This is a genomic window from Micromonospora sp. ZG13, from assembly GCF_059359355.1.
In genome coordinates this window covers 67,101-79,043 of sequence record NZ_JCADBQ010000001.1, presented here as the reverse complement: position 1 = coordinate 79,043, position 11,943 = coordinate 67,101, and the positions used below count along the sequence as shown (strand labels likewise).

Below are 11,943 nucleotides of genomic sequence, written 5' to 3'. Positions count from 1 at the left end.
GTGCCTCCGAGGGGTCAGCGACCGGCCCGACGTGGCCGGCGCGGCGAGCGCGGGCACACGCTAACCGCCACCCCCGACAAAGCCCTGCGCGGGTTTCGGGGGCGCTCCCGCCTCAGCGGCCGACGGCGGCCAGGGCGTCGACGGCCTTGCGGGCGGCGATCAGCACCGGATCCCAGACCGGGGCGTACGGTGGTGCGTAGCCGAGGTCGAGCGCCGTCATGTCGTCCACCGTCATGCCGTTCCACAGCGCCACCGCGAGGGTGTCGATCCGCTTGGCCGCCTCGGACCAGCCGACGATCTGCGCCCCGAGCAGCCGCCCGCTGGGCTTCTCCGCGATCAGCTTCACCGTCATGGACCGGGCGCCCGGGTAGTAGCCGGCGCGGTTGGTCGACTCGGCGATCACCGAGACGAACTCGAACCCCGCCGCCGCGGCGTCCTTCTCGCGCAGCCCGGTGCGCCCGACCTCCAGCTCGCAGACCTTGGTGACGGCCGTGCCGATCACCCCCGCGAAGGTGGCGTACCCGCCGCCGATGTTGATGCCGGCGACCCGGCCCTGCTTGTTGGCGTGGGTGCCCAGCGGCACGTGCACCGGCAGCCCGGTGACCCGGTGCACGGTCTCCACGCAGTCGCCGGCGGCCCAGACGTCGGGCACCCCCTGCACCCGCATGCGGCGGTCCACCCGGATCCCACCGGTGTCGCCCAACGGCAGGCCGGCGGCCTCCGCGAGCGCGGTGTTGGGGCGTACGCCCAGACCCAGGACGACCACGTCGGCGGGGATGGGCCCCTCGGCGGTGACCACCGCGGACACCCGGCCCCCGGTCTCCTCCAGGCCGGTCACCCCGAGGCCGGTACGGATGGTGACGCCGATGCCCCGCATCGCGTCGGTGACCAGTTCGGCCATGTCCGGGTCCACGGTGGCCATCGGCTGCTCGGCCTGCTCGACCAGGGTGACGGCCAGCCCGCGCTGGATCAGCGCCTCGGCCATCTCCACGCCGATGTAGCCCCCGCCGATCACCACCGCCCGGCGCGGCCGGGGCTCGGCGTCCAGCCAGGCGCGCAGCGCGGCGCCGTCGTCGAGGGTCTGCATCCCGAAGACCCCGCCGGCGTCGGTGTCCGCCCAGCCGGGCTTCTTCGGCAGCGCCCCGGTGGCGTACATCAGGGTGTCGAAGCGCTCCCGGACCTCGCCGCCGCCTTCGAGGTCCCGCGCGACGACCTCGCGTCGGTCGAGGTCGATGGCGGTCACCTCGTGCCGGAGCCGGACGTCGATGTCGAACTTCTCCCGGAACGTCTCCGGATCGCGGGCGATCAACTGGTCCCGCTCGGGCACCAGCCCGCTGATCCAGTACGGGATGCCGCACGCCGAGTACGACGTGAAGTGCCCCCGCTCGAAGGCGACGATCTCCAGGTCGCCGCGGTCGCGGCGGCGCCGCGCCTGGGACGCCGCCGCCATTCCCGCGGCGTCCCCACCGATGACGATCAGCCGTTGCGCCACGGGCACCATCCTGTCACGAGCGGTCCGCGCCGCGGGTCTGCCGCGCGACGTCGGAGACCACGTCCACGAGCTTGCCCGTACGCGCGAAGACCGCCCGCTGCCGGGCCGCCCCGGTGCCGTGCCGGCGCAGCCCCGCGACGAGGTCGGTCACCTCGTCGAGGTCGCCGTGGCGCTCCAGCGCCGGGCGCAGCCGCTCGACGAACTGGTCGAACAGCTCCCAGGCCGGCCGCAGCTCGCCGTCGGTCAGGTCGACGCCGTCACCCTCCAGCCCGTCGTGCGCCGCCCGCCAGTGCGCGGCGACCAGCAGGTGGTGGTCGGTCCGCAGGGCGGGCCGCCCGGCGGCCATGTCGTCCAGTGCGGTCGCCACCATGGCCCGGACCAGGGCGGCGACGAGCACCGCGTCGTCCACGGACGGGCAGACGTCGCCGATCCGGATCTCCACCGTCGGGTACTTGGCCGACAGGCGGGCGTACCAGTAGAGCATCCCCTCGTCGAGCATCATCCCGCTGGCGATGAGCTGCCCGATCAGCCGCTCGTAGTGCTCGTGCGACTCCAGGAACGGGGTGGGCGCCACCGACGGCCAGTGTTCCCACTCCACCGACCGCCAGCTCGCGTACCCGGTGTCCTCGCCCCGGGCGAAGGGGGAGTTGGTGGTCACCGCGTGCAGCACGGGCAGCCAGGGCCGGACGTGGTTGAGCACCTGTACCCCGGTGTCCGGGTCGGGCACCCCGACGTGCACGTGCATGCCGTTGTTGCCGGGGCCGGGGACCAGCAGGCGGAACCGCTCGATCATCCGGTCGAAGCGGGGCTTGTCGACCACCGGCGGCACGGGACCGTCGACGGGCCCGGTGCCGATGGCGAGCAGCCGTACGCCGGCCCGCTCGGCCGCCTCGGCGAGCGCGGCCCGCAGCACGCCGAGGGAGTGCCGGATCGACGAGAGTTCCAGGCCGGGCGGGCTGCCGATCTCGATCTGGCTGGTCTGGAACTCCCGCTCCACCTGGCCGCGCAGCTCGGGCGGCACCTGCTCCATGACGAGGTCGACGGCGGGCACCGCCGCCCCGGTGTGCGGGTCGACGAGCAGGAACTCCTCCTCGACACCCACCGTGAGCAGGTCGGTCCCCTCGGCCGTACCGCTCGGAGCCTCCGCCACCTGGCCGGTCATCGTCACCACCGTCCGTTCACCCCGGTAGCGGCCCGTCCGCGCCGGTCGGTCAGTGGTTACCCACCGTGTGGAGGCGGGGAAACGCGGCCCGGCGTGTCGCCCGCCGATCGCCGGCACCAGCCGAACCGGCCGGGCGGCGTGACAACGGGTCCTAGGCTGATCGTCGTGCCGGGGCCGCTGGGGATCGCGTTGGGGATGTGGGCGTACGTCCTCGTCCATCTGACGCTGCTCGCCGACCGCCCGGCCGGGCTGCTCGCGGGGGCCGCGTTCGTCGCGGTGGCGCTGCTCGCCGTCGCGTTCGCGGCGCACGCGGCCGGCGTCGCCGACGCGCCCCGGGCCGGCCGGGCCGCCGCCCTGCGCGCCCGGGCCCGTCGTCGCCGGGTGCCCCGACAGGTCGACCCGGACGCCGCCGGGCGTCCCCGGCCCCGCGCGCCCGGGCCGCACCCCTCGGCCGCGTAGCACCGCCGCGCGGCCGATTCCGCCGTTCACCCGCCCGTCCCGGCGACTCCCACCGCCGGGCCGGCACTCCGGAATCGGACCGAGGGGTCACCCATGCTCGCCTTCGCACCTCTGCACGACGCCGTCGGCGCCGCCGGCCGCGCGCTCACCTGGTTCACCACCCTGCTCGAACCGCTGGCCGGCGACGCGGCCACGGCCGCCGCCATCGTCGTCCTCACCGTCGTCGTCCGGTTGCTGATCTCGCCGCTCACCCTCGCGCAGGTGCGCGGGGAGCGGCGCCGCGCGGCGCTCGCCCCCGAGGTCCACGCGCTTCAGCGGCGGTACGCGGACGACCCCGCCCGGTTGCAGGGCGAGTTGTTCGCGCTCTACCGGGCCAACGGCGCCAGCCCGGTCTCCGGCTGCCTGCCGCTGCTGCTCCAGGCCCCGGTCCTGCTGGTGATGTACCGGCTCTTCACCACCGCCGACGGCGGCACGGGGCTGCTGGAGGAGCGGCTGGCCGGCGTGCCGCTGGGCCACCACCTGGGCGACGGGCTGGGCGGGGGCACGCTGCCGCTGTTCGGCGCCCTGCTGGCGGCCCTGCTCGCGCTCGCCTGGTGGACGTCGCGGCGGATGCGGCGTGCGGCGGCGGCGACGGGAACGGTGGCCGGTACGCCGACCGAGGGGCCCGGCGCGGCCGTGCTCGGCCGGGTGCTGCCGCTGCTGCCGTACACGACCGTGCTGGTGGCGCTGGTGCTGCCGCTCGCCGCGGTGATCTATCTGGTGACCACCACCGCCTGGTCGGCGGCGGAGCAGGCGGTGCTGCGCCGCCCGCGTCCGGCGCCGGCCCCTCGACGCCATTGCATCGATGGGCGTTGACATCCGGGGCGTCGGCACGTACAACTCGGGAGAGAGCGCTCTCTCGACCGTCCCCGCAGAGAGGCACGTCCATGACCCCTGCCCCGGCGGCGCCCGCCGCCCTGCTCCCGCGACGCCGGCTGACCCTGGCGCTCGCCCTGTTCGCCGCCGCCACGACCGCCCTGACGGGCGTGACCGTGACCGCCAACGCGGCGGTGCCGGCGCCCGCACCCGGCTGGAGCGTGGTGTGGAGCGACGACTTCACCGGTGCGGCCGGCACGCTGCCGTCCGCCGCCAACTGGATCATCGACACCGGCACCAGCTATCCCGGCGGACCGCCGAACTGGGGTACCGGGGAGATCCAGACCTACACCAACAGCACGGCCAACGTCAGCCACGACGGCGGCGGCAACCTGCGGATCACCCCGCTGCGCGACGCCTCGGGCCGCTGGACCTCGGCCCGGATCGAGACCGTACGCAGCAACTTCAAGCCCCCGTCCGGCGGAGTCCTGGCCATCGAGGGCCGCATCCAGATGCCCAACGTCACCGGGGCGCAGGCGTCGGGCTACTGGCCGGCGTTCTGGGCGCTCGGCTCGCCGTACCGGGGCAACTACCAGAACTGGCCCGGCATCGGCGAGTTCGACGTGATGGAGAACGTCAACGGCCTCAACTCGGTCTGGGGCGTGCTGCACTGCGGGGTGGCCCCGGGCGGGCCGTGCGACGAGTTCAACGGCATCGGGGCGTCCCGGGCCTGCCCCGGCAGCACCTGCCAGTCGGCGTTCCACACCTACCGCTTCGAGTGGGACGCCTCGGCCAGCCCGCAGCAGTTGCGCTGGTACGTCGACGGGCAGCTCTACCACAGCGTGAGCCAGTCCCGGGTCGGCGAGCCGTACTGGTCGCAGATGACCAACCATGCCGGCTACTTCCTGCTGCTCAACGTGGCGATGGGCGGAGCCTTCCCGAACGGGGTGGCCGGTGGCGCGACGCCGACCGCCGCCACCGTCCCCGGCCGGCCGATGCTGGTCGACTACGTGGCCGTCTACAGCCGGGGCGGCGGCACCGCCCCGCCCACCACCCCGCCGCCGACGACCCCGCCGCCCGGCGGGACGCGGGACGCGTACGCGACGATCCAGGCGGAGTCGTTCAACGCGCAGAACGGCGCGCTCGTCGAGGCGTGCGCCGAGGGCGGGCAGAACATCGGCGCGCTGCGCAGCGGCGACTGGGTGCGGTTCGACAACGTCGAGTTCGGCGCCACCCCGCCACGCGACTTCGTCGCCCGCGTCGCCTCCGGCGCGGCGAGCGGGGTCAGCGGGCTGGTGGAGGTACGGCTGGACAGCCCGACCAGCCCGCCGATCGGCAGCTTCGCGATCGGGAACACGGGTGGCTGGCAGAGTTGGCGCTCGGTTCCCGGTAACGTCGCCGGCCCGACCGGCCGGCGGACCGTCTACCTGACCTTCACCAGTGGACAGCCCGCCGACTTCGTCAACGTCAACTGGTTCACCTTCCGCCGCTGATCCCTCCCGCGGAGCCCCCGGCGGTCGCCGGGGGCTCCGTTGCGCCGGGCCCGCACCAGCTCTGGACAGAAACAGTTAACACTCCTAATAATGAGCGTCAATGTCGATGCCGATGGATGGCGTCCGGGCGTGGAGGGTGTCGTGAAACGATCCAGATCTCTGGTGTTCTCGCTGGTCACAGCGGTGGTGGCGGCGCTGGGTGCGGTGTGGGTGGCGATGCCCGCCTTCGCCGCCGGAGTGACCGCCAGCTTCGTCAAGACGTCCGACTGGGGCTCGGGCTGGGAAGGGAAGTACACGATCACGAACGGGGGCGGGGCCACGGTCGACGGCTGGACCGTCGCCTTCGACCTGCCGGCCGGGACCACCGTCGGCAGCTACTGGGACGCGCTGCTGACCTCGTCGGGCCAGCGGCACACCTTCACCAACCGGTCCTGGAACGGCCGCATCGCCCCGGGGGCCTCGGTCTCGTTCGGCTTCCTCGGCTCCGGGCCGGGCGCGCCCACCAACTGCCAGCTCAACGGCACGGCGTGCGGCGGCGGCACCAGCCCCACCACCGCGCCCCCGACCACCGCACCGCCGACGACCCCGCCCCCGACCACGCCGCCCCCGACCACCCCGCCCCCGACGAGCCCGCCGCCGAACACCGGCCTGCCGAAGCACATCCTCACCGGGTACTGGCACAACTTCGACAACCCGGCCGTCGAGCTGCGTCTGCGTGACGTGCCCGCCGAGTACGACGTCGTCGCGGTCGCCTTCGCCGACGCCACCGCCACCCCTGGCGCGGTCGCCTTCGCCGTCGACCCCGGCCTGTCCGCCGCCCTCGGCGGCTACACCGACGCCGACTTCTCCGCCGACGTACGCGCCCTCCAGGCCCGGGGCAAGAAGGTGATCATCTCGGTCGGCGGCGAGACGGGCCGGGTGGCGGTCAACGACGCCGCCTCCGCGGTCGCGTTCAGCAACAGCGTCCACGCGCTGATCCAGCGGTACGGCTTCGACGGCGTCGACATCGACCTGGAGAACGGGCTGAACCCGACCTACATGGCCCAGGCGCTGCGCTCGCTGCGTGCCAAGGTGGGCGCGGGACTGATCATCGCGATGGCCCCGCAGACCATCGACATGCAGTCCCCGGACAGCAGCTACTTCAAGCTGGCGCTCGACATCAAGGACATCCTCACCGTCGTGAACACCCAGTTCTACAACTCGGGAGCGATGCTCGGCTGCGACCGCAACGCCGCGTACGCCCAGGGGACGGTGAACTTCATCGTGGCGCTGGCCTGCATCCAGTTGGAGGCCGGGCTCCGCCCGGACCAGGTCGGCCTCGGCCTGCCGGCCGGCCCCGGCGCAGCCGGCGGCGGCATCGTCGCGCCTTCCGTGGTGAACGCCGCGCTGGACTGCCTGGCCCGGGGCACCAACTGCGGTAGCTTCCGCCCGCCGCGCACCTACCCGGGTATCCGCGGCGCGATGACCTGGTCGGTCAACTGGGACGTGACCAACGGCAACACCTTCGCCCGCACGGTGGCCCCCCACCTGAAGACCCTCCCGTGACCTGACCCCTCTCCCGCCCTCCCTCCCACCCCCACCCGAGCGTCGATCTCGCAGTCGTGGAAGCCGCGCAAGCGGTCACATCGGGCGCCGCAAATGCGTGATCGACGCCGGTGGGGGCGGGAGGGCGGGGGTGGATCAGCGGGCGGCGTCGGCGTGGTCGTGCTGGCGGTCACGGCGACGACGGGTCTTCTTGATCGCCCACCAGGCGATCATCACGACGAAGACGGCGATGATGCCGTAGTCGAACCACTTGCTGTACTGCTCGATCTGCTGCCAGCGCGAGCCGAGCGCGTAGCCCAGGCCGACGAAGAGCGCGTTCCAGATGCCGCTGCCCAGCGTGGTGAACGCGATGAACTCCGGCAGCGGCATCCGGTTGGCCCCGGCGGGGATGGAGATCAGGCTGCGTACCACCGGCATCATCCGGCCGAAGAGCACCGCCCACCGGCCGTGCCGCTCGAACCAGCGGTCGGCCTTCTCCAGGTCGTCGAGGTCGACCAGGGGCAGCCGGTCGAGCCAGCGCTTGAGCCGGTCCTCGCCGGCCGCCGCGCCCAGCCAGTAGAGGACGAGCGCCCCGCCCAGGGAGCCGGCGGTGGCGGCGAGCCCCACCAGCACGACGTTGAAGCGTCCCTCGCTGGCCAGGTAGCCGGCCATCGCCAGGACGATCTCGCTCGGAATCGGCGGGATGATGCTTTCCAGGGCGACCAGCAGGGCCACCCCGATGGCACCGGCGGCGTCGATGACCCCCGCCACCCAACCGGTCAGGCCGCCGAGTTCGGTCGGGTCGACGTTCTCGGCGAGTGCCATCGCGATCCTCTCGGCTGGGTCCGATCGGAGTCATCTACCCTGCGGCCCGGCCGTCACACCTGCCCGTGAGTCGGGCCACCACCGGTCACCCCTGCGGGTGCAGTTCCGCGTCGGCCGGCCCCCGCCGCCATCCGGTGAACCGGACCCGCAGGCCGGCCCGGGTGGGGGAGCAGCAGTACGGCCCTGCCACCGCCACGGCCTGCGGCGCCAGCGGGGCGAGCCGCACCAGCCGCCACCGCTCGTCGTCGGCCCGGGCCCGTACGGTCAGCGCGTCCCGGTCGCGGCTGACCCGTACGGTCACCTCCCGCCCGGCCCAGATCGGCACCGGGGCGACCGACCAGTCGGAGACCTCGCGGGTCACCACGGCACCGACCTGCGGCTGGCCGTCGCTGACCTCCACCCCGGCCTTGACCCAGTTCCGTTCGTCGACCCGGACCAGCACGCCGGCCTGGTCGAACTGCTCGCCGTAGTCGAGGACGAAGCTCACCTCCACGGCCTCGCCCGTGGGCAGCGGCGCGAGCAGCGCCGGGGCGTCGTCGTGGACGAAGCCGTACGAGGTGTGCCGCCACAGGTCGCTGCCCCCGGCCGGCTGCACCAGCAGGTCGCCCGCCGGCCCGCCCTCGACCAGCACCGGCTCGTTCCACCACTCACCCTCGGCCCAGTCGATCGGCCGCTGCCCGTCTCCCATGCCGGTGACCGTACCGCCGGTGCTCGCCCGGGCGCCGCCCCTCGGGCGCGACGGCCGGGACGACAGACAGGCTCGTCCATGTTCACGGCGTCGTCCGGACACCCGGGAAGCCGGTGTTTGGCGGCACGCGGGATCGGAGACATAACCTCGGCATGGCTGACAGGTGGTACTCGGAGGCGGTCGTCTACTGCCTCGACATCGACACGTACGCGGACTCGGACGGCGACGGGGTCGGCGACATCCGGGGGCTCATCGGCCGGCTGGACTATCTCGCCCGGCTGGGCGTGACCTGCCTCTGGCTGCACCCCATCCACCCGTCACCCAACCGCGACGACGGCTACGACGCGACCGACTTCTACAACGTCGACCCGCGCTTCGGCACCCTCGGCGACTTCGCGGAGCTGCTGCACCAGGCGCAGAACCGCGGCATCCGGGTGATCATCGACCTGGTCGTGAACCACACCTCGAACGAGCACCCGTGGTTCCAGTCCGCCCGCTCGTCGCCCGACTCGCCGTACCGGGACTGGTACGTCTGGGCCGACCACGAGCCGGCCGACCGGCACCAGGGCATGGTCTTCCCCGGCGAGCAGCACGAGACCTGGACCTACGACCGCACGGCCAAGGCCTGGTACTACCACCGGTTCTACAAGTTCCAGCCGGACCTGAACATGACCAACCCGGCGGTCCGTGCCGAGGTCAAGAAGATCATGTCGTTCTGGCTCCAGCTCGGCGTCTCCGGCTTCCGGATGGACGCCGTGCCGTTCATCATCGAGCTGACCGAGGCGGGCAACCCGGACTCGCCGAAGGACTACGAGTTCCTCACCGAGCTGCGCCAGCACGTGCAGTGGCGCCGGGGCGACGCCGTCCTGCTCGCCGAGGCCAACGTCGAGCCCGACCAGTTGCCGACCTTCTTCGCCGACAGCGGCGGCTCGGGCAACCGGCTGCACATGCTCTTCGACTTCATGCTCAACGGGCGGCTGATGCTGGCCCTGGCCCGGCAGGACCCGGAACCGATCATTGAGGCGCTGCGGGACACCCCGAAGCTGCCCGAGGGCGGCCAGTGGGCGACCTTCCTGCGCAACCACGACGAGATCGACCTTTCCCGGCTCACCGCCGAGCAGCGCAACCAGGTGTACGCGGAGTTCGGCCCCGACGAGGACATGCGCATCTACGACCGGGGCATCCGCCGCCGGCTCGCCCCGATGCTCGGCAACGACCGTCGTCACATCGAGCTGGCGTACTCGTTGCAGTTCTCGCTGCGCGGCACGCCGGTGCTGCGCTACGGCGAGGAGATCGGCATGGGGGAGGACCTGTCGCTGCCCGGTCGGGAGGCGATCCGCACCCCGATGCAGTGGTCGTACCAGCCGAACGCCGGCTTCTCCACCGCCGACCCGGAGAAGCTGGTCCGCCCGGTCATCGACAAGGGCGAGTTCTCGTACGAGAAGGTGAACGTGACCGCCCAGCGCAGCGACCCGAAGTCGTTGCTCGCCTGGTTCGAGCGGATGATCCGTACGCTCCGCGAGGCCCCCGAGGTGGGCTCGGGCTCGACCACCCACATCGACGTGGCGGTGCCCCCGGGAGTGCTGGCGCACCGCGCCGACGGGCGCACCGGCACGATGGTCTTCGTGCACAACCTCGGCACCGACGACGCCGAGGTGGACCTCAGCACGCTGGAGCCGGAGGCGGACCTGCCCATCGACGTCCTCGCCGACCGCAACTACGGCGACGTCGGCAAGCTGGACCGGCTCAAGGTGGCCGGCCACGGCTACCGGTGGATCCGCCTCTGCCGGGGCCGCGGCCTCTGACCGGTCACTCCCGCCAGCCGGCGAGTTCCACCCCCTTGGCGAGCTCGACCCGGAAGCCCAGGGTGATCTCGCCGCTCTCTCCCGGCCCGAGCCGCAGCCGCCAGGTCAGCTCGCCCAGCTCCGTGCGCTCGGCCGGGGGCGGGACGAGGGTGGCCTCCCGCACGACCACCGCCTCGTCGCGCGACACCGGAAGCTGGTCGCGCACCTCCACGGTCGCCGGACGGGGCGTGTGGTTGGCGACGCAGATCCGGTACTCCACGTCCCGCCGCCGGGTCGAGCCGAGGGTGGCGCGGGTGTCGGAGCGTCGGCTGAGCTTGCGCTCCACGCGGACCCGGTCGTCCACCCCGAGGGCCAGTTCGGTCTCCTCGCCGGGCGCCCACGTCGGCAGTCGGGTGGCCGCGACGAAGTCGGCACCGTGGAAGACCGCCGCCGGGCCGGGGAGCAGCGTGTGCGGCGAGGTGTTGCGTACGGTCGCCCGCAGGTGCGCCTCGGTCGCGCGGACCGGCGCGGTCACGTGGTCCAACCGGGCCGGCAGCTCCAGCACGGCGATGGTGGCCCGGTGGGCGCTGCCGTCCGCCGGCACCGCGACGGGGCGGGCCGGCCGGTAGGTGGCCGCGGTGACGCCCTGCTCGACCGTGGCCGCGCTCTCGCGCACCTTGGGGCGCGGCGGGCCGGACCGGGCCACCGCGCCGGCGGGTGCCGCGCCGGGGGCCGCGGGCGCCGGCATCGCGCCGAAGCCCGCCGCCGTCATCGGCATCGGCGGCGGTACCGGCCGGACCCGTTCGAGGTACCAGGGCGTCAGCTCGGGTACGCGGGTCGCCGTCGCCGGGCGGGCCGTCGAGAGTTCGAGTGCGCACTCCGGCCAGTCCTCGCCGGTGTCCTGGCTGACCAGGCCGAACCAGGTGACGGTCACGGTGTCGTCGACGAGCCGCACGTCGTAGGAGGGCTGCCAGCGGGCCCCGTCGACCAGGTAGGTCAGTTCCAGGTCCAGCTCGGCGTCGTCGGCGTCCACCGACACCGTCACCTCGGCGGCCAGCCGGTCCGGTGCCCGCTTGCCGCTCGCGGCCTCCAGTTCCCGCTCGACGACGGCCCGCTCCTCGGTCAGGTCGGTACGCCGCCGGTCCAGCCCGCGCCGGCGGCGCTGGGAGTCGGCGAGCTGGCCCGCCACCGAGTCGGCGAAGGCGGCCACGTCGGTCGGGGCGGCGTCGCCGGCGGCCAGCGCGCGGGCGTACGTGGCGCCGGCCCGGTCGGCCAGCCGGCTGAGGAACTGCCCCCGCTGCGTCTCGATCTCGTACGCGTCGTCGACCTCGGCCAGCTCGTCGGCCAGCTCCCGGCTGCGCTGCTCCAGCGCGCGGACCTGCCCGTCGACGCTGCGTGCCTGCCGCCAGGTCGTGACGTCCACGCCGAGTACGGTGGCCGCGCCCCGGCCGCCGACGCGCAGCGAGTCCCGCCGTACGCCCAGCGGCAGCGGCGCGACGCGTACCCGGTGCTCGCCGGCACCCAACCTGGTGCTGCCCCGGCGGGTGACCCGGGCCCGGTCCGGATAGACGGTGACGCCGACGACGGGTGCTTCGATCTCCACTGCCTCCACGGCGGCGAGCGTAGCCGGACGATGCTCGTGACCTCGTCGGGCGCGACGG

10 protein-coding genes are annotated in these 11,943 nt (G+C 73.6%); 5 read left to right on the top strand and 5 right to left on the bottom strand.

Annotation, left to right across the window (positions count from 1 at the left end):
* Positions 1–112 precede the first annotated feature (112 nt).
* Positions 113–1,492 carry an FAD-dependent oxidoreductase gene (locus AC5L34_RS00345; protein ID WP_363893761.1) on the bottom strand — a complete coding sequence of 460 codons (1,380 nt, stop codon included), beginning with the start codon at positions 1,490–1,492 and terminating at the stop codon, positions 113–115.
* Between the two features lie 13 nt (positions 1,493–1,505).
* A complete protein-coding gene (locus AC5L34_RS00340) occupies positions 1,506–2,654 on the bottom strand; it encodes a carboxylate-amine ligase (RefSeq protein WP_441175726.1) in 1,149 nt (382 codons plus the stop codon).
* A 165-nt stretch (positions 2,655–2,819) separates the two neighbouring features.
* Between AC5L34_RS00340 and AC5L34_RS00335 the strand changes: the two genes are divergently transcribed.
* The 4 genes from AC5L34_RS00335 (at position 2,820) to AC5L34_RS00320 (ending at position 7,006) form a co-directional block, all read left to right on the top strand.
* Positions 2,820–3,113, top strand: coding sequence for a DUF6412 domain-containing protein (locus AC5L34_RS00335; RefSeq protein ID WP_494823619.1), 294 nt, complete (start codon positions 2,820–2,822; stop codon positions 3,111–3,113).
* 93 nt (positions 3,114–3,206) lie between these two features.
* Positions 3,207–3,968: a YidC/Oxa1 family membrane protein insertase gene (locus tag AC5L34_RS00330; RefSeq protein ID WP_441175729.1), complete on the top strand. Its 762-nt coding sequence runs from the start codon at positions 3,207–3,209 to the stop codon at positions 3,966–3,968.
* Between the two features lie 71 nt (positions 3,969–4,039).
* Positions 4,040–5,461, top strand: a complete 1,422-nt coding sequence (locus AC5L34_RS00325) for a carbohydrate-binding protein (RefSeq protein WP_441175730.1) — start codon at positions 4,040–4,042, stop codon at positions 5,459–5,461.
* A 141-nt stretch (positions 5,462–5,602) separates the two neighbouring features.
* Complete coding sequence (locus AC5L34_RS00320; protein ID WP_441175731.1) at positions 5,603–7,006, top strand: chitinase; 1,404 nt, start codon at positions 5,603–5,605, stop codon at positions 7,004–7,006.
* Between the two features lie 135 nt (positions 7,007–7,141).
* Here the strand turns inward: AC5L34_RS00320 and AC5L34_RS00315 are convergent, their stop codons facing one another.
* Both AC5L34_RS00315 and AC5L34_RS00310 read right to left on the bottom strand, forming a co-directional pair.
* Complete coding sequence (locus AC5L34_RS00315) at positions 7,142–7,810, bottom strand: DedA family protein (RefSeq protein ID WP_441175732.1); 669 nt, start codon at positions 7,808–7,810, stop codon at positions 7,142–7,144.
* Positions 7,811–7,895: 85 nt separating this feature from the next.
* The gene (locus AC5L34_RS00310) at positions 7,896–8,498 is read right to left on the bottom strand and encodes a DUF1349 domain-containing protein (protein WP_441175733.1); all 603 of its coding nucleotides are present in this window, start codon (positions 8,496–8,498) and stop codon (positions 7,896–7,898) included.
* A 152-nt stretch (positions 8,499–8,650) separates the two neighbouring features.
* Here AC5L34_RS00310 and AC5L34_RS00305 point away from each other — a divergent pair, with 152 nt between their 5' ends.
* Positions 8,651–10,303, top strand: a complete 1,653-nt coding sequence (locus AC5L34_RS00305) for an alpha-amylase family protein (RefSeq protein ID WP_441175734.1) — start codon at positions 8,651–8,653, stop codon at positions 10,301–10,303.
* Between the two features lie 4 nt (positions 10,304–10,307).
* Here AC5L34_RS00305 and AC5L34_RS00300 read toward each other — a convergent pair whose 3' ends face one another.
* A complete protein-coding gene (locus AC5L34_RS00300) occupies positions 10,308–11,894 on the bottom strand; it encodes a DUF4139 domain-containing protein (RefSeq protein ID WP_494823618.1) in 1,587 nt (528 codons plus the stop codon).
* Positions 11,895–11,943 lie beyond the last annotated feature (49 nt).